Below are 24,944 nucleotides of genomic sequence, written 5' to 3' on the forward strand. Positions count from 1 at the left end.
TGCCCGAAAGGACCGTCACGTGGCAGCCATCCCTCCGCCCGAGGCCACCGAAGACTGGTGGCGCTCCGCCGCCATCTACCAGGTGTACGTACGCAGTTTCGCCGACGCGGACGGTGACGGAACCGGCGATCTGGCGGGAGTGCGCAGCAGACTGCCGTACCTCGCCGAACTGGGCGTCGACGCGCTCTGGTTCACGCCCTGGTATCTCTCGCCGCTCGCGGACGGCGGTTACGACGTGGCCGACTACCGCAGTATCGACCCCGCCTTCGGCACCCTCGCCGAGGCCGAGAAGCTCATCGCGGAAGCACGTGAGCTGTCCATCCTCACCATCGTCGACATCGTGCCCAACCATGTGTCGGACCAGCACGCCTGGTTCAGAGCCGCGCTCGCCGCCGGCCCCGGCAGCCCCGAGCGCGAACTCTTCCACTTCCGCCCGGGCCGGGGCGAGCACGGGGAACTGGCCCCCAACGACTGGCCGTCCCAGTTCGCCGGGTCCACCTGGACCCGGGTCGAGGACGGCGAGTGGTACCTCCATCTCTTCGCCCCCGAGCAGCCCGACCTCAACTGGTCCCACCCCGTGGTGCGCCAGGAGCACGAGAACATCCTGCGCTTCTGGTTCGAGCGCGGCGTCGCGGGCGTACGGATCGACTCGGCCGCGCTGCTCACCAAGGCGGACGGGCTGCCCGACTTCGTGGAGGGGCGCGACCGGCATCCGTACATCGACCAGGACGAGATCCACGACATCTACCGCTCGTGGCGGGCCGTCGCCGACGAGTACGGCGGTGTCTTCGTCGGCGAGGTCTGGCTGCCGGACTCGGAACGCTTCGCCCGCTATCTGCGCCCGGACGAACTGCACACGGCCTTCAACTTCAACTTCCTGAGCTGTCCCTGGGACAGCGCCGGGCTGCGTACCGCGATCGAGGAGACCCTGGCCGAGCACGCCCCGGTCGGCGCTCCGGCGACCTGGGTGCTGTGCAACCACGACGTGACACGGACCGTCACCCGTTACGGCCGCCGGGAGACCGGCTTCGACTTCGCGGCCAAGGTCTTCGGCACCCCCACCGATCTGGAGCTCGGAACCCGCAGGGCACGCGCCGCAGCCCTGCTCTCGCTGGCGCTGCCCGGATCCGTCTACCTCTACCAGGGCGAGGAGTTGGGGCTGCCCGAGGTGGAGATCCCGCTGGACCGGATCCAGGACCCGATGCACTTCCGCTCCGGCGGCACCGACCCGGGCCGCGACGGCTGCCGGGTGCCGCTGCCCTGGACCGCGGTACCGCCCACGGCCGAACCGTGGCTCCCGCAGCCGGACGGCTGGACCCGTTACGCGGCGGAGGTCCAGGCGGCCGACCCGGATTCGATGCTCTCGCTGTACCGCACGGCGCTCGGGCTGCGCAGGACGGCGGCCGGGTTCGGCGACGGGCCGCTGACCTGGCTGCCCGCGGCCGAAGGGGTCCTGGCCTTCGCCCGGTCCGGAGGACTGATCTGCGTCGTCAACCTCGCCGCCGAGCCCGCGGTGCTCCCCGGCCACACGGACACCCTCCTCAGCAGCGGCCCGCTGGACGAAGGGGGGCGCCTGCCGCAGGACACGGCGGTCTGGCTGCGGACCTGACCCCTCGGCTCAGGGTGCGGGCAGGGGCAGGGGAGGGCGCGGGCCGTTGTACTGGCCACTGGGGCGCAGCCGCAGCGGCCGTTCCGCGTACTCCTCCAGGGCGTGGGCGATCCAGCCGGCCGTTCTGGCCACGGCGAACAGCGCCTCTCCTGCCTCGGCGCGCATCCCGGAGGCCACCGAGAGCACGGCCAGCGCCAGATCGACATTGGCGTGCAGTTCGGTGTGGCGGGCCGTCGTGGCCACCACGTCGCGGGCAGCGGCGAGCGCGGGAGCGGCCGCCGGGACCCTGTCGAGCAGCGCGAACAGCACCGCGGCCCGCGGGTCCTCGCCCCGGTACAGCCGGTGGCCGAGCCCCGGGACCCGGCGGCCGGCCCGCAGATGGTCCGCGACGACCGGAGCCGCCCCGCCCCGCTCCAGCACTTCCGCCAGCATCCGGTGCGCCAGTCCGCTGGCCGCGCCGTGCAGGGGGCCCTCCAGGGCGCCGAGCCCCGCGGAGACGACCGCATACGGATGGGCGCGGGCGGACGCCGCGACCCGGGCCGCCAGCGTGGAAGCCGCCAGGTCGTGGTCGATGAGCAGCACAAGTGCCGCCTCCAGTACGGCCAGTGAGTCGCCGTCTGGTGCGCGCGGGGTGAGCCGGCACCAGAGCCGTGGGGCAAGCCCCGCCTTCTCGGCCTCGCCGTGCGGGCCCTCTGCCGGCAGTGAGCCCACCAGCGTGGGGATCAGGGCGCGCGCCGTGCCGAGCACGGCGTCCGGCGCGAGGTCGAAGCGCAGCGGATCGGCCGCCGACGCAGCGACGGCCGCGGCCCGCAGCCGGTCCATCGCCGTGCTGTGCGCGGGCAGCGCCCCGACCGCCCGCTCTCCGGCCGCCAGCGCCTCGGGGGGAGCGGTGAACCGCACACCGGGGCGGAGCGTTCCGGTCCACAGCCAGTCGGCCACCTCCTCGTAGCCGTACCGTCCGGCGAGTTCCGCCGCGTCCACCCCCCGGAAGTAGTAGCGGCCGGCCTCCGGGTCGATCAGCGTCACACCGGTACGGAAGGCGAGGTCGGTGCCGGACGGCTGGGGCTCCCGCCGTGCGCCGCGCGCGGCCAGCGCCTCGACCTCGGCGGCGTCGAAGGTGCTGCCCCGGCCGCCCGGTGCGCGGCGGGAGCCGAGCTGACCCCGGCTGACGTACGCGTACACGGTCTCGGGCTTCACCCCGAGCCGGTCGGCCGCCTCCCTGGTGGTCAGCCGCCGGGGTTCCGCTGCCGCTGGTTGATCGCTCATAGGGTTCACCGTATTTACATTGATTCAATCAACATTGACAGGATGAAAGTCAATCATGGACAGTCGAATCAATGAAGAGGGAACGCGCCACGCCCCACATCCGGCGGGGCGCGCCTGACCGAGGGGACAGCCATGACCACCATCACCGCCCCACGAGGGCTCGCGGGCGTAGTCGTCACGGACACCGAACTGGGCGATGTGCGGGGCCGCGAGGGCTTCTACCACTACCGGCAGTACTCGGCGGTCGACCTGGCCCGGCTCCGTACCTTCGAGGACGTCTGGTACCTGATGGTCCACGGCGAACTCCCGGACGCCGACCGGCGTGCGGCGTTCACCGCCCGTACCGCCGGACTGCGCAGGCTCCCGGATGCCGTCCGGGAGGCGCTGCCCGCCATCGCCCGGGCCGGATCGGGCCCGCTGGCCGGGTTGCGGACCGCGCTCTCCCTGCTCGGCGCCGATTCGGGCTTCCGGCCGGTCTACGACATCGGCGCGGACCGCCGGGTGGCCGACACACTCACCGCCTGCGCGGTGGTGCCCACGCTGCTGGCCGCGCTGTACCGGATCGGCCAGGGTCTGGAGCCGGTCGAACCGCGTGACGACCTGCCCGCGGCGGCCAACTACCTCTATATGATCACCGGTTCGGAGCCGGACCCGGAGCGGGCGCGCGCCGTTGAGCAGTACCTCGTCTCCACCGTCGACCACGGCTTCAATGCCTCCACCTTCACCGCCCGGGTCATCGCCTCCACCGGCGCCGATGTGGCGGCCTGTCTGGTGGGCGCGGTCGGCGCGCTCTCCGGGCCGCTGCACGGCGGGGCGCCGAGCCGGGCGCTGGACACCCTCGACGCGATCGGCACACCGGACCGTATTGACCCGTGGATACGGGAGAGGGTGCTCGCGGGGGAGCGGATCATGGGCTTCGGGCATCCCGTCTACCGCACCGAGGACCCGCGCTCGCGGATGCTGCGGGAGATCGCCCAGGGGTTCGGCGGCCCGCTCGCCGACTTCGCCGTCGAGGTGGAGGAGCGGGTGGAGGCGCTGCTCGCCGAACTCAAACCCGGCCGGGAACTGCACACCAACGTCGAGTTCTACGCCGGGGTCGTCATGGAGCAGTGCGGGCTGCCCCGCGAGATGTTCACACCGACCTTCTGTGTGGCGCGGGTGGTCGGCTGGAGCGCCAACATCCTGGAGCAGGCGGCGGATTCCAAGATCATCAGGCCCGCGGCCCGCTATGTGGGACCGCCCCCGCCGCAGCCGGTGCCGGCCATCGGCTGACCCGGCCCGCGGCTGTCCCGGAACGGTGCGTCCACCCCGGCCACGGCTGCCCGGCCGCACGGTGTGCGGCTCGTTTAGGATCGGTGCCCATGTCCAGGAAACCCGTGCCCGTCGTCGTCCTCGCGGGATTCCTCGGATCCGGCAAGACCACCCTGCTCAACCATCTGCTCCGGCAGAGCAGAGGCACCCGGATCGGCGCCGTCGTCAACGACTTCGGCGCCATCGAGATCGACGCGATGACCGTCGCCGGACAGGTCGACTCGATGGTCTCGCTCGGCGACGGCTGTCTGTGCTGCGCCGTCGACACCAGCGAACTCGATGAGTATCTGGGCCGGCTCTCCCGCCCCGAACTGCGGATCGATGTCATCGTCATCGAGGCGAGTGGCCTGGCGGAGCCGCAGGAACTCATCCGGATGATCCTGGCGAGCGGGAACCAGGACATCGTGTACGGGGGTCTCGTCCAGGTCGTCGACGCCGCCGAGTTCGACGCGACCCGGAGCCGGCACCCGGAGACCGACCGTCATCTGACCCTCGCCGATCTGGTCGTCCTCAACAAGGCCGACCGGGTGGACGCGGCGGGCCGCGCCCGCATCCGCGCCGCGGTCGGCGAGCACGCCGTCGGGGTCCCGGTGATCAGCGCCGAGTACGGGCAGATCGACCCGGGGCTGCTCATCGACCGCAGACCGGCCGGTGAGCGGGTCGGCCAGCTCTCCTTCGACGACCTGCGCGACGACGGTCCAGCGGGCGACGTTGCTCCGCCGGACGGCGCCGGGGAGCCGGGCGGCCCACAGGACGGCAGCACATGTGCGGAGGGCGGCGGTCACAGCGGCCATCTGCACACGCTCTACGAGAGCGTCGGGTTCGTCTCGGCCGAGCCGATGAACCCCCGGCGGCTGATGGAGTTCCTGGACGCGCGCCCCGACGGCCTCTACCGCATCAAGGGTTTCGTCCACTTCGGGGTCCCCGGCCACCCGGAGAAGTACACCCTGCACGCGGTGGGAAACTTCCTGCGCTTCTATCCCTCGCCCCGGGCCGGGGACGCGGGCACGGGCGGCAGCGGCGAGAACCTCACCGAGCTGGTCCTCATCGGGTCCGGTATCGACGCCGGAGCGGTGCGCGACCGGCTCGACGGCTGCCGCGAGCACGCACCGCAGGATGTCCCCGCCGAATCGATGTGGGGCGTCCTGCGCTATGTGCCCGGCCTCTCCGAAGGGCCCGGGGAACCGGACGGGACCGAAGAGGCCGGGCTGTTGTACTGAGCTTCCGGTTACACCGGCCCCGCGAGCCTCGCCACCGCCGAGGTCAGCGGCAGGCCGGAGCCGTCCCGCCGCGGGTCAGGTTCCGGCAGTTCGGCCGGGGCGCCGTTCGCGGCGGCGGCCCGCACCGGGGTCTCGCCCGCCCAGGCGAGCACCAGCAGGTCCTCGCCCTTCAGGAAGCGCTGGCAGCGCACCCCGCCGGTCGCCCGGCCCTTGCGCGGGTACTGGTCGAACGGGGTCAGCTTCGCCGTACGCACCGAGTCGTCCAGCGTGCCGTGCGAACCCGCGATGGTGAAGACCACCGCATCCGCCGCCGGGTCGACCGCGGTGAACGAGATCACCTTGGCCCCCTGGGCCAGCTTGATGCCGGCCATACCGCCCGCCGGACGGCCCTGCGGCCTGACCTGCCCGGCCGGATAGCGCAGCAGCTGGGCGTCGTCCGTGATGAAGACCAGGTCCTCGTCCCCGGTGCGCAGCTCGGCCGCGCCGACGATCCGGTCGCCGTCCCGCAGGCCGATGACCTCCAACTCGTCCTTGTGGGCCGGGTAGTCGGGCACCACCCGCTTGACGATGCCCTGTTCGGTACCGATCGCCAGACCCGGTGACGACTCGTCGACCGTGGTGAGACAGACGACCCGCTCACCGTCGGCGAGCGAGACGAACTCCGCGATCTGCGCACCGCCCGCCAGGCTGGGCGCGGACGCGGTGTCGGGCAGCTGCGGCAGGTCGATCACGCCGAGCCGCAGCAGCCGGCCGGCCGATGTCACCACGCCGATGTCGCCCCGCGCCGTCGCCGGCACGGCCGAGACCACCACATCGTGCTTGGTGCGCTTCTGCCCCTCGGTGCTGAGCCCGTCGGCGGTGGCCGTACGCGCCAGGAGCCCCGTGGACGACAGCAGTACCCGGCAGGGGTCGTCGGCGACCTGGAGGGCGGCCGCGGCCACCGGGGTCCCCGCCGACTCCAGCAGGACGGTCCGGCGATCGGTGGAGAACTTCTTGGCCACCGCGGCCAGTTCGGACGAGACCAGCTTGCGCAGCTCCGCGTCGGACTCCAGGATCCGGGTCAGCTCCTCGATCTCGCTGTTCAGCCGGTCGCGCTCGCTCTCCAGCTCGATCCGGTCGAACTTGGTGAGCCGGCGCAGCGGGGTGTCCAGGATGTACTGGGTCTGCGTCTCACTCAGCGAGAAGTGCGAGATCAGCCGCTCCTTGGCCTGCGCCGAGTTGTCGCTGGAGCGGATCAGACGGATGACCTCGTCGATGTCGAGCAGCGCCACGAGCAGCCCGAGGACCAGATGCAGCCGGTCCTGCCGCTTGGTCCTGCGGAACTCGCTGCGCCGTCTGACGACCGAGAAGCGGTGGTCGAGATAGACCTCAAGCAGCTCCTTGAGGCCCAGCGTCAGCGGCTGCCCGTCGACCAGCGCCACGTTGTTGATCCCGAAGGACTCCTCCATCGGGGTGAGCTTGTAGAGCTGTTCGAGCACGGCCTCGGGCACGAAACCGTTCTTGATCTCGATGACCAGCCGCAGCCCGTGCGCCCGGTCGGTGAGGTCCTTCAGGTCCGCGATGCCCTGGAGCTTCTTCGACGCCACCAGGTCCTTGATCTTCGCCCGCACCTTCTCCGGGCCGACCGCGAAGGGCAGTTCGGTGACGACGATGCCCTTGCGGCGCGCCGTGACGTTCTCCACGGTGGCCGTCGCACGGATCTTGAAGGTGCCGCGCCCGCGCTCGTACGCGTCCCTGATCCCGTCGAGACCCACGATCCGGCCGCCGGTCGGCAGATCGGGGCCCGGCACGAAGCGCATCAGGGTGTCGAGATCGGCGCCCGGGTGCTTGATCAGATGGCGGGCCGCCGCGATGATCTCGCCCAGATTGTGCGGGGGCATATTGGTGGCCATCCCGACCGCGATCCCGGACGAGCCGTTCACCAGGAGGTTCGGGTAGGCCGCCGGGAGCACGCCGGGCTCGCGCTCCTGGCCGTCGTAGTTCGGCTCGAAGTCGACCGTGTTCTCGTCGATCGACTCGGTCATCAGTGACGTGGCGTCAGCCATCCGGCACTCGGTGTACCGCATCGCGGCCGGCGGGTCGTCGTTGCCGAGCGAGCCGAAGTTGCCGTGTCCGTCGACCAGCGGGAGCCGCATGGAGAAGGACTGCGAGAGCCGCACCAGGGCGTCGTAGATCGAGGCGTCGCCGTGCGGGTGCAGCTTGCCCATGACCTCGCCGACGACCCGGGCGCACTTCACATAGCTGCGGTCGGGCCGCAGCCCCATCTCGTTCATCTGGTAGAGAATGCGCCGGTGTACGGGCTTCATGCCGTCACGGGCGTCCGGCAGGGCCCGTGAGTAGATCACCGAGTACGCGTACTCCAGGAAGGAGCCCTGCATTTCATCGACCACGTCGATGTCGAGAATCTTCTCCTCGAAGTCCTCCGGCGGCGGGGTCTTCGTGCTGCGGCGGGCCATCGCTGCTGCGGCTCCTTCACGTGCCTGGTCCGGTACTGACGCCGACCATTGTGGACTGTCCCACCGACAACGCCGACCGCGACCCGTGCACACCGGGATGGCTCCCGGCTGTCGGTGCGCTTGCATACAGTGGCAGGACTGCATTCCAACGCGGTCAACACACGCGATCGAAGGGACGTACATGCCCATGGGTCACACGGCCACGGCCGAGGCCGCCTCCGGCGGCCTGACAGCGACCGAGCACCGGCTGGCCAACGGCCTGCGGGTGGTGCTCTCCGAGGACCACCTGACCCCGGTCGCCGCGGTCTGCCTCTGGTACGACGTCGGTTCACGCCACGAGGTCAAGGGCCGTACCGGACTCGCCCACCTCTTCGAGCACCTGATGTTCCAGGGTTCGGGACAGGTCGAGGGCAACGGCCACTTCGAGCTGGTGCAGGGGGCCGGAGGCTCGCTCAACGGCACCACCAGCTTCGAGCGCACCAACTACTTCGAGACGATGCCCGCGCACCAGCTGGAGTTGGCGCTCTGGCTGGAGGCCGACCGGATGGGCTCCCTCCTCGCCGCGCTCGACGAGGAGTCCATGGAGAACCAGCGGGACGTCGTCAAGAACGAACGCCGCCAGCGCTACGACAACGTGCCGTACGGCACGGCGTTCGAGAAGCTGACCGCACTCTCCTACCCGGAGGGCCATCCGTACCACCACACGCCGATCGGCTCCATGGCCGACCTGGACGCGGCGACGCTGGAGGACGCGCGGGCGTTCTTCCGTACGAACTACGCGCCCAACAACGCCGTCCTCTCGGTTGTCGGCGACATCGACCCGGAGCAGACGCTCGCCTGGGTGGAGAAGTACTTCGGCACCATCCCCTCCCACGACGGCAAGCAGCCGCCGCGGGACGGCTCACTGCCCGACACCCTCGGTGGCGAGGTGCGCGAGGAGCTGTACGAGGAGGTGCCGTCGCGCGCCCTGATGGCCGCCTACCGGCTCCCCGAGGACGGCACCCGCGCGTGCGACGCCGCGGACATCGCGCTGACGATCCTGGGCGGCGGCGAGTCGTCACTGCTCCACAACAGGCTGGTGCGCCGGGACCGTACGGCGGTCGCGGCCGGCTTCGGTCTGCTGCGGCTCTCCGGCGCCCCCTCGCTCGGCTGGCTGGACGTCAAGACGTCCGGCGGTGTCGAGGTCCCGCAGATCGAGGCGGCCGTCGACGAGGAACTGGCCCGCTTCGCGGCCGAGGGCCCCACGGCCGAGGAGATGGAGCGCGCGCAGGCCCAGCTGGAGCGCGAGTGGCTCGACCGGCTCGGTACGGTCGCCGGCCGCGCCGACGAACTGTGCAGGTACGCCGTGCTGTTCGGCGACCCGCAGCTGGCGCTGACCGCGGTGGGCCGGGTGCTGGACATCACGGCCGACGAGGTGCAGGCGGTCGCCAAGGCCCGGCTGCGCCCCGACAACAGGGCTGTCCTGGTGTACGAGCCCGTCACCGCCGATGAGCCCGAAGAGACCCGTGCGGACGCCGAATCCGACCCGGCCACCGCAGCCACCGACAGCAACAGCACAGAGGCGGACCAGTGACCGACCCCGCGGCCGTGACCATGACCTTCCACCCGCAGCCCCAGGCGGGTGCCCCCAGGCCCTGGGCCTTCCCGGCCCCCGAGCGCTCCACCCTGCCCAACGGGCTGACGGTGCTGCGCTGCGACCGCCCGGGACAGCAGGTCGTCGCTGTCGAGATCAGCCTCGACGCCCCGCTGGACGCCGAGCCCGAGGGGCTCGACGGCATTGCCACGATCATGGCGAGGGCCTTCTCCGAGGGCACCGACAAGCACAGCGCGGAGGAGTTCGCCGCCGAGCTGGAGCGCTGCGGCGCCACCCTCGACGCGCACGCCGACCACCCCGGTGTCCGGGTCTCCCTCGAAGTCCCGGTCTCCCGGCTGCCCAAGGCGCTCGGCCTGCTCGCCGACGCGCTGCGGGCGCCTGCCTTCGCCCCGAGCGAGGTCGAGCGGATCGTGGGCAACCGGCTTGACGAGATCCCGCACGAGCTGGCCAACCCGGCCCGCCGCGCTGCCAAGCAGCTCTCCAAGGAGCTGTTCCCGGCCACCGCCCGTATGTCGCGTCCGCGCCAGGGCACCGAGGAGACCGTGGGGCGTATCGACGCGGCCGGTGTCCGCGCCTTCTACGACGCGTACGTCCGCCCGTCCACGGCCACCGCGGTCGTCGTCGGCGACCTGGCGGGGACCGACCTGGACGCGGTGCTCGCCGAGACCCTCGGCGAGTGGAAGGGCAACGCGGGCACGCCCCGCCCGGTCCCCCCGATCACCGCGGACGACACCGGCCGGGTGGTCGTCGTGGACCGCCCGGGTGCGGTCCAGACCCAGCTGCTGATCGGCCGGATCGGCGCGGACCGGCACGACCGTGTCTGGCCCGCCCAGGTCCTCGGCACCTACTGCCTGGGCGGCACGCTCACCTCCCGTCTGGACCGAGTCCTGCGTGAGGAGAAGGGTTACACCTACGGAGTGCGGGCCTTCAGCCAGGTGATCCGCTCGGCCGCCGACGGGACGGGCGCCGCCATGCTCGCCATCAGCGGTTCGGTGGACACCGAGTCGACCGGGCCCGCGCTCGACGACCTCTGGAAGGTCCTGAGGACGCTGGCCGCGGGCGGGCTGACCGACGCCGAGCGGGATGTCGCCGTACAGAACCTGGTGGGGGTCGCCCCGCTGAAGTACGAGACGGCCGCCGCGGTCGCGGCCACCCTCGCCGACCAGGTCGAGCAGCATCTGCCGGACGACTTCCAGGCCCAGCTGTACGCCCGTCTCGCCGCGACCGGCACGGTCGAGGCGACCGCCGCCGTGGTCTCCGCCTTCCCCGACGACCGGCTGGTGACGGTGCTGGTCGGGGACGCCGCGCAGATCGTGGAGCCGGTCAGGGCGCTGGGCATCGGGGAAGTGACCGTGGTCAGCGGCTGAGCGCGCCGGCCGCCCCTGCCACAGGGCGGCCCATGCTGCGGGGTCCCGGCGGGCGGTGAGTCCGCCGGGACCCCGTCCGTTCGCGGCGGGGTCCGTTGCCCGGGCTGTCCCGAGGCCGCGCGGCCAGGCCCGGTACCGGCTGCGGGCAGCTGGACATGGGCCGCTGGGTACCGGCTGTCGGGGATGGGCTGCTGGACGTCGGATGTGGGATGTGGGATGTGCGACAGAATCCGCTGTCCGTTTGGTGCGGCCGGGACCGACGGCTTAGCGTCACACTCGCTGTCCGTCGGACATAAGCCGCGACCGCGGCGCCGGACAGCGATCGCCGAGTCCCCGTCAGGCGCGAGCCGGGGGAGCCGGGGACCCACTCAGTCCCTGGGGTGAATCGGGGCCGCTCCGCAGGGGCGGGCCCGTAGGGGACCTTCCTGCTCCGAACCCGTCAGCTAACCCGGTAGGCGACAGGGAAGGAAAGGACCAGCCCCTCCATGGCGTTCAGCCGTCCCACCGGCAAGCACCGTGCCCCCAACCGCCCGGCCCGCACGGACCACCCGAGCCGTCCGAACCGCAGGGCCGTCGGCATCGCCGGAGCCGCCACCCTCGCAACAGCCGGTGTCATCGGCGCCCTCGCCTCCCCGGCGGTGGCCGACGGCGCGCAGGTCTCCACCGCGCAGGAAGCCCGTCTCGACCGGACCATCCTCGTGGGGGACACGGTCGCCGACCGGATAGCCGCCCAGGCCACCGCACAGCAGCACGAGGCCGACCACGCCGAGGCCGTGGCGAAGGCCAGGGCCAGGGCGGCAGCGAAGGCGAAGGCCGAGCGGGAACACGCCGCCAGGGCTGCCGAACAGCGCGCGGCCCGCGCCCAGGCCCGTGAACGCCTCAACGCCTATGTGGTCCCGGTCGCCGACTCGTACGTCTCCACCGGCTACAAGACCGGTGGCAGCCTCTGGTCCTCCGGCAGCCACACCGGTATCGACTTCCATGCCGCGAGTGGCACCCCGGTCCACGCCGTCGGCGCCGGCACGGTCGTGGAGGCCGGCTGGGGCGGTGCGTACGGCAACAACATCGTCATCCGGATGCATGACGGCACGTACACGCAGTACGGCCATCTCTCGTCCATCGGCGTCTCGGTCGGCCAGTCCGTCACTCCGGGCCGGCGGATCGGGCTCTCCGGCGCCACCGGCAACGTCACGGGCCCGCACCTCCACTTCGAGGCCCGCACGGGTCCCGACTACGGCTCGGACATCGACCCCGTCGCTTATCTGCGCTCGCACGGCGTCCACGTCTGACCCGGCAGGGCCCCGGGCGGTCCACGTCCGACCCCGGCAGGCCCGGGCGAGCCACGTGTGCCCCCGGCCGGTCCCCGGCCGGTCCTCTTCCGCCGCCCCGGCGCGTCCGCCGCGCGCCGGGGCCACTCGCGTTCCGGATCCGCGCACGAGGCATTTCCAGCGCCCGGTGTTCGCACGGCCGGTTTCTGCCTGGCCAAAAGATATCCATGATTTACCGGGGGCCTTCGGGAATTGACCCGCCCTGCCATAGAGTCACCGCACAGCTGTGGACAGGCCGCGATAGGCGGACGTCGATGCGGAGGTTGGGGCATGCGTATTCCCGCGCATTCGGTATGCACGGCAATCCGTGACGACATCATCTCGGGGGTGTACGAGCGCGGCGGCCGGCTGACCGAGGAGGTGCTCGCGCGCCGTTACGGCGTCTCGCGGGTCCCGGTCCGCGAGGCTCTGCGGACCCTGGAGTCCGAGGGGTTCGTGGTCACCCGCCGCCATGCGGGCGCCTGTGTCGCCGAACCGACCGAGCGTGAGGCGGCCGACCTGCTGGAGATGCGGATGCTGCTGGAGCCGATGGGCGCGGCGCGCGCCGCGCAGCGGCGGACCGAAGCCCATCTGAAAGTGCTGCGCGGCCTGGTGAGGCTGGGGCAGGAGCGGGCCGGGCGGGGGCAGGGCGAGGACCTGCGGTCTCTCGGCGGCTGGTTCCACGAGACGCTCGCGCAGGCATCGGGCAGCTCGGCGCTGACCACGCTGCTGGGCCAGCTGCGGCAGAAGATCGGCTGGATGTACGCCGTCGAGCAGCCGGTCCTTCCGGTCGTGTCCTGGGCCGAGCACGGCTCGATCGTGGACGCGGTGGCGCGCGGCGACGCGGAGCGGGCCCGTGCGCTCACCGCTCTGCACGCGGAGCACGCCAGGGCGGCGCACCGGCTGCGGAAACCGGGGCGCGGGAAGGATCCGAAACATGCCGTAAACACTGTCGGCATCACCGATTAACAGTGCTGCCGTATACAGGGAGCAGATAATTTCGGCTTGCCGGCCGCTGCTCTTTCGCGCCCGTCCGAGAGGAATCCGGTAATCCATCTCCTCTTTCGTGCTGTCTTTTTCTGTGCAGTCTTTTTATGTTCTGCTTTTCGGATGTTCCGGTGCGTTCGCTGCGCAGCCGCATGCCCGGCACCCGGAAAGACAGAATACTCAGACGGTCTCGGGGAGTTCGTCGAGCCCGTCGGTGACCAGCTTGGCCAGCCGGTCCAGGGCGGCGTCGGCGCCCTCCACGTCCGAGGTGAGCACGATCTCCTCGCCGCCCTCCACGCCCAGGCCGAGTACGGCGAGCATCGATGCGGCGTTCACCGGGTTGCTGCCGTTCTTCGCGATCGTCACCGGCACCCCCGAAGCCGTGGTGGCACGGACGAAGATGGAGGCCGGTCGGGCGTGCAGTCCCTCGGTCCAGCCGACCTTGACGCGACGCTCAGCCATGGTGTTGCCCTTCGAGTTCTGCGACAGTTGTCTAGACCATTCTTGCACGGGTGTACCGTGGTGCGGCTCTGCCGGATCACCAGCCTGCACCGCTCCCCGTGCCACCGCGACCCGTACGCTTTCAGCATGCAGCCCCCGCTGGAGGAGAACCCGCACCAGGAGTACCCGGCCCACTGGGAAGCGGACGTGGTGCTGCGCGACGGCGGCACCGCGCGGATCCGGCCGATCACCACCGAGGACGCCGACCGGCTGGTGAGCTTCTACGAGCTGGTCTCACCCGAGTCGAAGTACTACCGGTTCTTCGCACCGTACCCCCGGCTCTCCGCCAAGGACGTCCACCGCTTCACCCATCACGACTACGTCGACCGGGTGGGTCTCGCCGCGACCGTCAACGGCGAGTTCATCGCCACCGTCCGCTACGACAGGATCGCCGCGCACGAGGCAGAGGTCGCCTTCCTCGTCCAGGACGCCCACCAGGGGCGCGGCGTGGCATCCGCGCTGCTCGAACACATCGCGGCGGTCGCCAGGGAGCGCGAGGTCAGCCGTTTCGTCGCCGAGGTCCTGCCGGCCAACACCAGAATGATCAAGGTCTTCACGGACGCCGGGTACGAGCAGAAGCGCAGCTTCGAGGACGGCTCGGTCCATCTCACCTTCGACCTGGAGCCCACCGAGGCGTCCCTGGCGGTGCAGCGCGCCCGTGAACAGCGTGCGGAGGCGCGGTCGGTGCAGCGGTTGCTGGCCCCCCGTTCCGTCGCCGTCGTCGGAGTGGGGCGCGGGGCCGGCGGGGTGGGGCGCGCGGTCCTGCGCAATCTGCACGGCTCCGGCTTCACCGGGCGCACCTACGCGGTGAACCGGGCCTTCCCGGAGAGCCTCACCGAGGTGGACGGCGCCCCCGCCCACCGCTCGGTGTCCTCCGTGACCGCTGCCGGGGAAGTGGTCGACCTGGTGGTCGTGGCCGTTCCCGCCGCGCAGGTGCCCGGGGTGGTCGACGACTGCGGGGCGAACGGGGTGCAGGGGCTCGTCGTGATCTCCGCCGGTTACGCGGAGAGCGGGCCCGAAGGACTGCTGCGCCAGCGCGAACTGCTGCGCAGGGCCCGCTCGTACGGTATGCGTGTCATCGGGCCGAACGCCTTCGGCCTGATCAACACCGCCGAAGCCGTCCGGCTGAACGCCTCGCTCGCGCCCGAGTCGCCGGTGCGCGGCCGGATCGGACTCTTCACCCAGTCCGGCGCGATCGGCATCGCCTTGCTCTCCGCGCTGCACCGGCACGGCGCCGGGCTCTCCTCCTTCATCTCGGCGGGAAACCGGGCCGATCTGTCGGGGAACGACTTCCTCCAGTACTGGTACGAGGACCCGGACACCGATGTCGCCCTGATCTACCTGGAGTCGATCGGCAATCCCCGTAAGTTCACCAGGCTCGCCCGGCGCACCGCTGCGGTGAAGCCGGTCGTGGTCGTCAAGGGCGCCCGGCACAGCGGCAGCGCCCCGCCGGGGCATGCGGTGCCGGTCACCCGGGTCCCGGACGCCACGGTCTCGGCGCTGCTGCGGCAGGCCGGTGTGATCCGGGTCGACACCGTCACCGAACTCGTCGACGCGGGCTTGCTGCTGGCGGGGCAGCCGCTGCCATCGGGGCCGCGCGTCGCGATCCTCGGCAACTCCGAGTCGCTCGGACTGCTGACCTACGACGCCTGTCTCACCGAGCGCCTGCGGCCGCTCCCGCCCGTCGATCTGACGACGGATGCGACCCCGGAGGACTTCCGCGACGCGCTCGGCCGGGCCCTGGCGGACGACGGATGCGATGCGGTGCTGGTCACGGCGATCCCCTGGGTGGGCGAGAACGGCGTGACCGAGTCGGGTGACGGAGAGGTACTGGCGGCCGCCCTGCGGGAAGCGGCCGAGGACGCCCCCGCCAAGCCGGTCGCCGTGGTGCATCTGGAGATCGGCGGTCTCGCGGAGGCACTGGCGGCGGCCACCGGTACGGTACGCGGCCCCCGGGGAACGGCCGCCGCGACCCCACGCACGGGCCCGGCCGCCACCCCGGACAGCCCGGCCGACCGGGACGGCGGCGGGGGAGGGGCCCCGGCCGGTGCGCCCGTGGGGGATACCGGAGACACAGCGGACACGTCGGGCGCCGCGGCCACCGCAGCCGGCACGCCAGGCGGCGACGACACGACCAGCCGGGCCGACAAGGGTACGGGCGCACCCGCCACGCCCCCCGCCCTCCGCACCGGAGGCATCCCCGCCTACCCGGCAGCCGAGCGGGCCGTCCGCGCGCTCGCCCAGGCGGTCCGGTACGCGCAGTGGCGCCGCGAGGCCGCCGAGCCCGGCCGGGTACCGGAGTACGACGACATCGACGAGAACGCCGCAGCCGACCGGATCGATGCGCTGCTCGCCACCGCCCGCGTCGATGTCACCCGCGGCCTGGCACTCTCGCCCGACGACACCTGCGAACTCCTCGGTCTGTACGGCATCCGCGTCCGGCCCGCCCACCCGGCCCCGGACGCGGACACCGCCGTCGCCGCCGCGGAGCAGCTCGGCTACCCCGTGGCGCTCAAGGCCACGGCGCCCCATCTCCGCCACCGCCCCGATCTCGGCGGTGTGCGGCTCGACATCGCGACCGAGGCGGGGCTGCGGCGCGCCTACGCCGAACTCTCCGGCGACCTCGGCAGCCCGGCCGAGGTCCGGCCCGTGGTGCAGGCCATGGTCGGGCGCGGGGTGGACACCGTCGTACGGTCCGCGATCGACCCCGCCGTCGGCGCTGTCCTCTCCTTCGGGCTGGCCGGGGCGCCGTCCGAACTGCTCGGCGACACCGCCCACCGTCTCGTCCCGGCCACCGACCGGGACGCCGCGGGGCTCATCAGAAGCGTCAGGACCGCCCCGCTGCTGTTCGGCTGGCGCGGCTCGGCGCCCGTCGACACCGCGGCGCTCGAAGAACTGCTGCTGAGGGTGTCGCGGCTGGTGGATGACCACCCGGAAGTGGTGTCCGTCGCTCTCGAACCGGTGGTGGTCGGGCAGTGCGGACTCTCCGTGCTCGGCGCCGCCGTACGGCTCGCACCGGCCAACGTACTCGGCGACCTGGGCCCCCGCCGTCTCCCCAGCTACTGACGGCCGGCCGCCGACCCCGTACCGGCAGGGTTCCGCAGGCCCCGCGCCCCGGACTGCGGACTGTGCGATCGGGGCCGGCGGGAGTAAATGCGTCGACAGCGTCCGTCGCCGCCCGCCACAGTGGCTGTCCATGACGAGCAGCGAACTGTGGACCCGTGCGACAGCCGAACGCTACGACGCCGAGCAGACCGACATGTCATCGGCCGCCGTTCTCGAACCTACTCTCGCCTTCCTCGCGGAACTCGCCGGAGACGGCCGGGCACTGGAGTTCGCCATCGGGACCGGACGGGTCGGCGTACCGCTCCGGGAGCACGGCGTGCCGGTCGTGGGCATCGAACTGTCCGCGCACATGGCAGCGGTCCTCCGGCGCAAGGTCGATGAGGACATGCTTCCGGTGTCCGTCGGAGACATGGCCACCACTGTCGTCCCCGGCGGGTTCACCCTTGTCTATCTCGTGTACAACACCCTCTCGAACCTGCTCACACAGCACGAACAGGTCGAGTGCTTCCGCAACGCCGCCCGCCATCTGGAACCCGGCGGCCGGTTCGTCATCGAGCTGGGTGTGCCGCCGCTGCGGTTCCTGCCTCCCGGCCAGGTCGCGGTGCCCTTCGACGTCTCCGAGCGGCATCTCGGCTTCGACACCTTCGACCTGGCCGAGCAGATCCTCGTCTCCCACCACTTCACCCGCGACGGCGACGACGGCCGCTACCGTCGTGGCAGCTCCCGGCACCGGTACGCCTGGCCCGCGGAGCTCGACCTGATGGCACGGATCGCCGGGCTCGAACTGGAACGTCGCGTCGCGGACTGGGACGGGGAACCGTTCACCCAGGACTCCGCGAAGCACATCTCCGTGTGGCGCAAGCCGGTCTGAGGGCCGCCCCCGGGCTGCCGCCGGCGGAGCAGTGCGCATCCGGAAGCGGGAATCAGCTCGGTGCGATGAACGCCGGCGTGACCTGACGCACATTTCCCGGCAGGGGCGCCGATCCCGTACAAGCGGCATCCGTGCACCCCGGTCAGGTCGCTTCCGGCGGCAGAGCACACGCAGGGCACCCGGCGCGGCAGGGGCCACCGCCCGGTTCCGGCAGCCGAGCGACGTGGTGACGCCGATGGCGGCGTCTAAGATGGAGCCCATGGCGAAGACCGGTACAACGACCCAGGGGCTCCGCGCGGCCATCGAGCGCAGCGGCTACTACCCGGCCCTCGTGGCCGAGGCGGTGGAGGCCGCTGTCGGCGGCGAACCGGTTTCGTCGTACCTGGTGCACCAGGAGACGACATTCGACTCCAACGAGGTCCGCCGCCATGTCACGGTCCTCGTCCTGACGGGCAACCGCTTCATCGTCAGCCACACCGACGAGCAGGCCGCCGACGGCAGCTCGCCGACGCCGTTCGCCACCACGTCGACCGAGTCGGTGAAGCTGGGCCGGATCTCCTCCGTCGTGCTCAGCCGTGTCGTGGCGAACCCGGAGAAGTACGTCCCCGGAACCCTGCCCCGCGAGGTCGTCCTGACCATCGGCTGGGGCGCCGTCGCCCGGCTCGATCTGGAGCCCGCGGCCTGCGGCGACCCCAACTGCGAGGCGGACCACGGCTACACGGGCAACTCCACGGCCGACGATCTGAGCCTGCGGGTGAGCGAGGCGGGCGACGGCCCGGACACCGTGCGCCAGACCCTCGCCTTCTCCCAGGCGCTCTCCGAGGCGACCGCGGCGGCCGGCCGCTGATGGCTCTGCCCGACTGGCCGTACGAGGACGACACCGCCCCGCTCGCCCTCTCCACCGCCCCGGTGCCGGAGTACGGCTCGGGTTCGCTCGCCGACCTGCTGCCGACTCTCGCCGCGGGACTGGGAGTTCCCGGTCTCACCTCCGCGATCCCGGAGTTGACGCCCGCCGACCGGAACTGCGTCTTCCTGATCGACGGTCTCGGCTGGGAGCAGATCCGCGCGCACCCCGAAGAGGCCCCGTACCTCCACTCGCTGCTGCCGACCTCGCGCGGCTCCACCGGCCGTCCGCTCACGGCCGGATTCCCCGCCACCACGGCGACCTCGCTCGCCTCGGTCGGCACCGGACTGCCACCCGGCGCCCACGGCCTCACCGGGTACACCACCCGCAACCCGGCCACCGGCGAGCTGATGAACCAGCTGCGCTGGCGGCCCTGGACCGACCCGCACCTCTGGCAGCCGTACCCCACGGTCTTCCAACTCGCCGACGCGGCGGGCGTGCACACCGGGCAGGTCTCCGCGCCCGACTTCCAGAACACCCCGCTCACCAAGGTCGCACTGAGCGGCGGCACTTTCAGGGGCCGGCTCACCGGCGAGGACCGGATGGACCTGGCCGCCGCCCAACTGGGCGCGGCCGACCGCTCGTTGATCTACACGTACTACAGCGAGGTGGACGCCAAGGGCCACCGCTTCGGCATGGAGTCGGATGCCTGGCGCGGCCAGCTGATGTACGTCGACCGGCTCGTCCAGCGCCTCGCCGAGCAGCTCCCGCCCCGGGCGGCGCTGTATGTCACGGCGGACCACGGCATGGTCGACATCCCGTTCGACGAGGAGTCGCGTATCGACTTCGACGAGGACTGGGAACTGGGCGCCGGCGTCGCCCTGCTGGGCGGCGAAGGCCGGGCCCGGCACGTCTACGCGCTGCCCGGTGCGCAGAGCGATGTGCTGGCGGTCTGGCGTGAGGTGCTCGGCGGGCAGTTCTGGGTGGCGAGCCGCGACGAGGCCATCGCCGCGGGCTGGTTCGGCCCCGCGGTCGACGAGCGGGTGTACGGGCGGATCGGCGATGTCGTCGCCGCTGCCCAGGCCGACGTGGTGATCACCGCGTCCCGCCGCGAGCCGCACGAGTCGGCCATGGTCGGGGTACACGGTTCGATGACCCCCGCGGAGCAGCTGGTACCGCTGCTCGAAGTACGCTCGTAACCGCGCCTGCCACGCCCGCCGCGCCCCTCCCCGCAGACCCGAAAGGCCCGCGACCTCCCATGCCTGAGCTGGTTTTCTTCTCCGGAACGATGGACTGCGGGAAGAGCACGCTCGCTCTGCAGATCGAGCACAACCGCTCGGCGCGCGGGCTCCAGGGCATGATCTTCACCCGCGACGACCGGGCCGGCCAGGGCAAGCTCTCCTCCCGGCTCGGCCTGGTCACCGAGGCGGTCGAGGCGGGGGAGGGGTTCGACTTCTACGCCCATCTCGTCCGCCATCTCTCGCACGGCGGCCGTGCGGACTACGTCATCGCGGACGAGGCGCAGTTCCTCGCCCCCGGGCAGATCGACCAGCTGGCCCGGGTCGTCGACGACCTCGGTGTCGACGTCTTCGCCTTCGGGATCACCACCGACTTCCGCTCCAAGCTCTTCCCCGGCTCACAACGGCTCGTCGAACTCGCCGACCGGGTCGAGGTGCTCCAGGTGGAGGCGCTCTGCTGGTGCGGCGCCCGCGCCACCCACAACGCCCGCACGGTCAACGGGGAGATGGTCGTGGAAGGCGCCCAGGTGGTCGTCGGCGACGTCAACAACCCGCCGGGCGAGGTCGGTTACGAGGTCCTCTGCCGACGGCACCACCGGCGGCGGACGACCGCGTCGGCCGCACGCGCGGCAGCCCTCTCGCCCGATGTCCTCCCGGTGGACCGTACGGACGTCAGCGCTCCGTCCTGACGGCCGACGGCGCAAGCATCGTCCTGATGAACCGGGACGTCAGCGCCCTGTCCTGGCGAACCGGGACGTCAGCGCTCCGTCCTGACGACCGTGAAGACCGCGCCCTCCGGGTCGGCGACCGTGGCCAGCCGCCCGGTCTCGCCCTGGCACGGCTGCTGGAGCACCTGCCCGCCCAGTTCGGTCACCCGGCGCACCGCCGCGTCGACGTCCGCCACCTCGAAGTACGTCATCCAGTGCGCGCCCCGGTCCCGGGGCAGCGCCTGGCCGACCCCGTGCAGCGAGGCCACCGCCCGCCCCTCCAGATACAGCGTCAGACGGTCGAGGTCGGCCGAGACCACCGCCTCCGACTCATAGCCGAACACCGCCTGGTAGAACTTGCCGACCGTGCCGGTATCCCGGGTCACCAGCTCGTTCCACACCGGCGTCCCGGGCACACCCCACTCCGCGGTGCCCACATGTGCCGCCGCCTGCCAGATGCCGAAGACCGCGCCGTCGGGGTCCGCCCCTATGGCCAGCCGACCCGCCTCTCCCGCGTCGAGCGGACCCACGCCCACCGTCCCGCCGCAGTGCCTGACGGCCGCCGCGGTCGCATCGGCATCGTCCGATGCCAGATACGTCGTCCAGGCGATCGGCAGATGGCGGTCCGGCGGCAGCTGCCCGATCCCCGCGACCTCACGGCCGTCCAGCAGCGCGCGGACGTACGGGCCCAGTTGGCCGGGCCCCGGCCGGAACTCCCAGCCGAACAAGTCGCCGTAGAACTCCTGGGTCTCGGACAGGCCGTGCACCATGAGACTCACCCAGCAGGGGGTTCCGGGCCTGCGCCGCGAGGCTGCCTCGGTCATTTTCGCTCTCTCCTCGGACCATCGGTGGTGGCCGTGCGGGGGCCGGTGGACCGCCCCCCGCCCAGATGCTTCCACCACCTGCCGTGCGCCGCGCCCCGGCCGCGCCGCATTTTGCACGTTCCAGCAGGAGGATGCCTGTTTTGGTACTCCTCGTCCTTTTCTACGGCGTTACGCGTGAGCCGGACTCTGGGCGAGGATGGCAGCCATGACACCCATCATCACCGCATCCGATCTCGCGAGCGAGTCGGCCGGACCCCGTCCGCCGGTCCTCCTGGACGTCCGCTGGCAGCTCGGCGGCCCGAACCTGCGCCCCGATTACGAGGCAGGCCACATCCCCGGTGCGGTCTTCGTCGACCTGGACACCGAGCTGGCCGGGCCGCCCGGCGCGGGTGGCCGCCACCCGCTGCCCGACCCGGCGGAGCTGGGCGCTGTGCTGCGGCGGGCCGGCGTCTCGCAGGGCGCCCCGGTCGTCGTGTACGACGGCGGCCAGGGGTGGGCCGCGGCCCGCGCCTGGTGGCTGCTGCGCTGGACCGGCCACCCGGATGTCCGGGTGCTGGACGGCGGTCTCGCATCCTGGCCGGGCCCGCTCTCCACCCGGACCCCGGCGCCCGAGCCCGGCGACTTCGTACCGGCGCCCGGGGCGCTGCCGCTCCTCGACGCGGACGGCGCGGCCGGCCTGGCCCGCAAGGGCGTACTGCTGGATGCCCGCGCCGCTGAGCGCTACCGGGGCGACGTCGAGCCCGTCGACCGGGTCGGCGGGCATATCCCCGGCGCGCTGTCGGCCCCGACATCCGAGAACACCGGGGCGGACGGGCACTTCCTCCCCGCCGGTGAACTGGCCGCGCGGTTCGCCGCGTTGGGGGCGGCCGGGCAGGACACGGAGGTCGGTGTCTACTGCGGATCGGGTGTGTCGGGGGCGCATGAGGTGCTGGCCCTGGAGATCGCGGGGATCCGGGCCGCGCTCTACGCGGGTTCCTGGTCGCAGTGGTCGTCGGACGAGACCCGCCCGGTCGCCAAGGGGCCCACGCCCGACGGGGCCTGAAGCACGCGGCGGGGCCCGCGTCGCGTACGGGCTCCTGAGCGCACGGCCCGGGGCCCGTACCGCACACCGCACACGGCCCGGGGGCCCGTACACCTCGCGTACGGGCCCCCGGGCCTGCTGCACGTACCGCTCCGGCTACTCCTGCTTCTTGCGCCGCGTCCCGAAGACGATCTCGTCCCAGCTCGGTACGGCGGCCCGCCGGCCGGGACGGACGCCGTCCGCCTCGGCCTGCCGGTCCGTCGTCCCGGTCAGCCGGTCGCGGTGACCGGCCACCGCACGCGGCATCAGTACGTCCGCGTACGCCGAACCGGCCCCGGCGGACGCCGCGGGCGGCTCCTCGGACTCCGGCTCCTGTACGGGCTCGGACGGCGGGAGCTCGGGCGGCGCGGGCCGCTCGGGCACGATCATGTCGCCCCGGAAGCTCGGCACCGCCTCCAGCAGGCTGGTCAGCGAGTCCCGCTCACCGCTGCCGCTCTCCTCCGGCTCGGGAGGGGCGGGCACCGGCGCGGTGGGCCGCTCCATCTGCCGGTCCAGGGCCCGGTCGAGCGGCCGGTCCAGCGTGCGGTCGAGCGGCCGGTCGCGGGGGAGCCTGGCGATGCGCGGTACGAACGGGAAGCTCGGCTCCGGCGCCGCCAGCGAGTCGTCGGACTCGCCGATCAGCGAGCGGGCCTCGTCGTCCATGGCCTGCACCAGACGGCGCGGCGGGTCGTAGGTCCAGCTCGCCGAGTGCGTCTCGGTGGCGACCCGGTAGACGAGCAGGACCTCCCAGGTCCCGTCGTCGCGGCGCCACGAGTCCCAGAGCACGGTGTCACGCTCGGCGCCGCGCAGCAGCAGCCGTTCGTTCACCGCCTCGCCGAGCTGCGGGCCGGTACCGGTGTTCTCACCGGCGCGCCGTACCGGAGTCTTCCGGGCGCGCTCGGCCATGAACGCGCGCTCCGCGAGCACGGGGCCCTCGAATCGGCGGACCCGGTCGACCGGGATCCCGGCCATCTGGGCCACCTCTTCGGCGGAGGCACCCGCTCTTATACGCGCCTGGATGTCACGGGGACGGAGGTGGCTCTCCACCTCGATCTCGATCTGGCCGAGGCGGGCGCGGTCGTTGCGGACCGCGGCACGCAGCCGCTCATCGATCGGAAGCGTGTACTCCGTACTGTCCGCAGCTTTGAGCACCAGTCGTGTGCCGTCATTCGAGACGGCCACGACACGCAGTTCGGGCATGGGAACCTCCCGGGTGGTGCCTGCCGACGTCACGTGCGTCGCTGCTTCCGCTAGTCGAGTGTGGCCTGCCCGGGTACGGCACGCCACAACCTTGCCGAGTTATCCGGCGTGTCGGGCCTCAGCCCTGGAACGCCGTTATGGCACGGTTACCTGTTTGCGACGCAGAGCGACCGTCGGTCACTCTGTGCAGCGAGGCGCCCGTGCGTTGCCATGGTGCCGCCGGTTCGAGTGCCGCCTTAGGCTCCCTTCCGCCTGTCCGGACACCCCTGAGGGAGGCCGGGCCCAGGGCTCGCCACAGTACTCCATTCGGGCCAAGGGGGTGGACGGCTCGCCGCCGAACTTCCCATGGTCCGGCGGAGGGGAGGCCGGTATGTGCCGCCAGCGTATGCGCGCAGGTGTTGTGCTTCACACAATCTTCCGAAATGGAACTATCCACTTCGCTCACATGTCCCTTTCTGGTGCAAGGTGTACCCAGATGGGCAAACAGGGGCTGGTGATGGAGCAGAAGCCGGACGGCGGCACGGAGACCGGAAGCGGGAAGCGGAAGCAGTTCGATCTCAGCGTTCCGCAGGTCGCGGGCAGTGCGTTCGCGGCTGTGGTGGCGGCGGTACTTGCCTCGCAGCTCGGTGTGTACGGAACGATCATCGGCGCGGGCCTGGTGAGCGTGATCGCCACCTGTGGCGGCACGATCTTCCAGCACCTCTTCCGGCGCACCGGGGAGCAGATCCGCGAGGTGACGGTCCAGGTCAAACCGAAGGTCCTGAAGGTCCCGGTGCGGCAGGTGCCGGGGGCGCCGGAGCCGGGCGAGGCGCCGCCGACGATCGCGGTGCCGTGGGCCCGGGGCACGGGCGCCGACGGGACCGAGTGGACCGCGCGGCTCCCCGCGGACGCGGAGCCGGACGCGACACGGCTGCTGACCCCGGTCGCGGGCGAAGCACTGACCGGCGAGGAACTCCCCGGCGAAGAGTTCACCGAGGCCACGACCCACGGGACGCGGGTGCGGGGCTGGAAGCGCTCCGCCCTCGCGGCCGTGGTCGTGTTCGCCGTGGCGATGCTCGGGATCACCGGCTTCGAGCTGGTCTCGGGGCACGGCCTCAGCGGCGGCTCGGGGACGACCGTGGGCTCGGTGGTCCAGGGCGGTGGCGGCACCCGGCACCACGCGCCGGAACCGGCGGTGTCGACCGACCCGCAGCAGAGCCAGGACCCGCACCGGACCGACCGGCAGCAGAGCCCGAGCCCGGACCCCTCGGCGAGCACCGGCTCCGGATCGGGCTCCGGCGACACCGGCCGGTCGAAGCCCGACCCGGGGAAGAGCGGCACGTCGGCCGATCCGACCCCCAGCCCCTCGCAGTCGGCGGGCGACGGGGCGCAGTCTCCGGACCCGACGCCGTCCGGTGACAGCTCCGGCTCCGCTCCCGGGCACGACGACACCGGCCGGCAGGACAACGCGCCGGACACCGGAGCGGAGAACCCGGCGGGATAGCGCTCCCGCCGGGTGACGGCCCCGGGGATCCGG

At 72.1% G+C, this 24,944-nt stretch carries 19 protein-coding genes and 1 riboswitch; of the genes, 14 read left to right on the forward strand and 5 right to left on the reverse strand.

Features of this window, described 5'->3' with window-relative positions; translation table 11 throughout:
- Positions 1–19: 19 nt before the first annotated feature.
- On the forward strand, positions 20–1,609 hold the full coding sequence (locus tag ACWGKJ_RS17595; protein WP_385021433.1) for a glycoside hydrolase family 13 protein: 1,590 nt from the start codon (positions 20–22) through the stop codon (positions 1,607–1,609).
- A gap of 9 nt (positions 1,610–1,618) precedes the next feature.
- Here ACWGKJ_RS17595 and ACWGKJ_RS17600 read toward each other — a convergent pair whose 3' ends face one another.
- A complete protein-coding gene (locus ACWGKJ_RS17600) occupies positions 1,619–2,875 on the reverse strand; it encodes a citrate/2-methylcitrate synthase (RefSeq protein ID WP_385021430.1) in 1,257 nt (418 codons plus the stop codon).
- A gap of 132 nt (positions 2,876–3,007) precedes the next feature.
- Between ACWGKJ_RS17600 and ACWGKJ_RS17605 the strand changes: the two genes are divergently transcribed.
- Positions 3,008–4,147 (forward strand): citrate synthase, encoded by a 1,140-nt coding sequence (locus tag ACWGKJ_RS17605; RefSeq protein ID WP_385021427.1) that lies wholly within the window; start codon positions 3,008–3,010, stop codon positions 4,145–4,147.
- Positions 4,148–4,236: 89 nt separating this feature from the next.
- Positions 4,237–5,406: a CobW family GTP-binding protein gene (locus tag ACWGKJ_RS17610; RefSeq protein ID WP_385021423.1), complete on the forward strand. Its 1,170-nt coding sequence runs from the start codon at positions 4,237–4,239 to the stop codon at positions 5,404–5,406.
- Positions 5,407–5,414: 8 nt separating this feature from the next.
- On the opposite strand, the gene ACWGKJ_RS17615 is transcribed toward ACWGKJ_RS17610, so the two are convergent.
- Positions 5,415–7,862, reverse strand: a complete 2,448-nt coding sequence (locus ACWGKJ_RS17615; RefSeq protein ID WP_385021420.1) for a DNA gyrase/topoisomerase IV subunit A — start codon at positions 7,860–7,862, stop codon at positions 5,415–5,417.
- 181 nt (positions 7,863–8,043) lie between these two features.
- On the opposite strand from ACWGKJ_RS17615, the gene ACWGKJ_RS17620 reads away from it, so the two are divergent.
- The 4 genes from ACWGKJ_RS17620 to ACWGKJ_RS17635 all read left to right on the forward strand — a co-directional run bounded on the left by ACWGKJ_RS17620 (position 8,044) and on the right by ACWGKJ_RS17635 (position 13,099).
- Positions 8,044–9,435, forward strand: a complete 1,392-nt coding sequence (locus tag ACWGKJ_RS17620) for a M16 family metallopeptidase (RefSeq protein ID WP_385021417.1) — start codon at positions 8,044–8,046, stop codon at positions 9,433–9,435.
- 20 nt (positions 9,436–9,455) lie between these two features.
- The gene (locus tag ACWGKJ_RS17625) at positions 9,456–10,823 is read left to right on the forward strand and encodes a M16 family metallopeptidase (protein WP_385021560.1); all 1,368 of its coding nucleotides are present in this window, start codon (positions 9,456–9,458) and stop codon (positions 10,821–10,823) included.
- Between the two features lie 313 nt (positions 10,824–11,136).
- Positions 11,137–11,296: riboswitch (cyclic di-AMP (ydaO/yuaA leader) on the forward strand.
- Between the two features lie 12 nt (positions 11,297–11,308).
- Positions 11,309–12,112: a M23 family metallopeptidase gene (locus ACWGKJ_RS17630; RefSeq protein ID WP_385021414.1), complete on the forward strand. Its 804-nt coding sequence runs from the start codon at positions 11,309–11,311 to the stop codon at positions 12,110–12,112.
- A gap of 309 nt (positions 12,113–12,421) precedes the next feature.
- Positions 12,422–13,099, forward strand: coding sequence for a GntR family transcriptional regulator (locus tag ACWGKJ_RS17635; protein WP_385021411.1), 678 nt, complete (start codon positions 12,422–12,424; stop codon positions 13,097–13,099).
- Between the two features lie 198 nt (positions 13,100–13,297).
- On the opposite strand, the gene ACWGKJ_RS17640 is transcribed toward ACWGKJ_RS17635, so the two are convergent.
- On the reverse strand, positions 13,298–13,579 hold the full coding sequence (locus tag ACWGKJ_RS17640) for an HPr family phosphocarrier protein (RefSeq protein ID WP_385021408.1): 282 nt from the start codon (positions 13,577–13,579) through the stop codon (positions 13,298–13,300).
- Positions 13,580–13,705: 126 nt separating this feature from the next.
- On the opposite strand from ACWGKJ_RS17640, the gene ACWGKJ_RS17645 reads away from it, so the two are divergent.
- From ACWGKJ_RS17645 to ACWGKJ_RS17665, 5 genes are all read left to right on the forward strand, one after another.
- The gene (locus ACWGKJ_RS17645; RefSeq protein ID WP_385021405.1) at positions 13,706–16,684 is read left to right on the forward strand and encodes a bifunctional acetate--CoA ligase family protein/GNAT family N-acetyltransferase; all 2,979 of its coding nucleotides are present in this window, start codon (positions 13,706–13,708) and stop codon (positions 16,682–16,684) included.
- 130 nt (positions 16,685–16,814) lie between these two features.
- Positions 16,815–17,555, forward strand: coding sequence for a class I SAM-dependent DNA methyltransferase (locus ACWGKJ_RS17650; RefSeq protein ID WP_385021402.1), 741 nt, complete (start codon positions 16,815–16,817; stop codon positions 17,553–17,555).
- A gap of 259 nt (positions 17,556–17,814) precedes the next feature.
- Positions 17,815–18,402, forward strand: a complete 588-nt coding sequence (locus ACWGKJ_RS17655) for a DUF5998 family protein (RefSeq protein WP_327294837.1) — start codon at positions 17,815–17,817, stop codon at positions 18,400–18,402.
- Entirely contained in the window at positions 18,402–19,598 is a 1,197-nt protein-coding gene (locus ACWGKJ_RS17660) for an alkaline phosphatase family protein (protein WP_385021398.1), read from the forward strand. The genes ACWGKJ_RS17655 and ACWGKJ_RS17660 overlap by 1 nt, the downstream gene beginning before the upstream one ends.
- 59 nt (positions 19,599–19,657) lie before the next feature.
- Positions 19,658–20,326: a thymidine kinase gene (locus ACWGKJ_RS17665; protein ID WP_385021395.1), complete on the forward strand. Its 669-nt coding sequence runs from the start codon at positions 19,658–19,660 to the stop codon at positions 20,324–20,326.
- Between the two features lie 68 nt (positions 20,327–20,394).
- Here the strand turns inward: ACWGKJ_RS17665 and ACWGKJ_RS17670 are convergent, their stop codons facing one another.
- Positions 20,395–21,168: a VOC family protein gene (locus ACWGKJ_RS17670; RefSeq protein ID WP_385021392.1), complete on the reverse strand. Its 774-nt coding sequence runs from the start codon at positions 21,166–21,168 to the stop codon at positions 20,395–20,397.
- 205 nt (positions 21,169–21,373) lie between these two features.
- Here ACWGKJ_RS17670 and ACWGKJ_RS17675 point away from each other — a divergent pair, with 205 nt between their 5' ends.
- Entirely contained in the window at positions 21,374–22,210 is an 837-nt protein-coding gene (locus tag ACWGKJ_RS17675) for a sulfurtransferase (RefSeq protein WP_385021389.1), read from the forward strand.
- A 135-nt stretch (positions 22,211–22,345) separates the two neighbouring features.
- Here the strand turns inward: ACWGKJ_RS17675 and sepH are convergent, their stop codons facing one another.
- Entirely contained in the window at positions 22,346–23,428 is a 1,083-nt protein-coding gene (gene sepH / locus ACWGKJ_RS17680; protein WP_385021386.1) for a septation protein SepH, read from the reverse strand.
- Positions 23,429–23,903: 475 nt separating this feature from the next.
- Between sepH and ACWGKJ_RS17685 the strand changes: the two genes are divergently transcribed.
- Complete coding sequence (locus ACWGKJ_RS17685) at positions 23,904–24,911, forward strand: hypothetical protein (protein WP_385021383.1); 1,008 nt, start codon at positions 23,904–23,906, stop codon at positions 24,909–24,911.
- Positions 24,912–24,944: the final 33 nt, after the last annotated feature.

This window comes from Streptomyces sp. NPDC054757, from assembly GCF_053612185.1.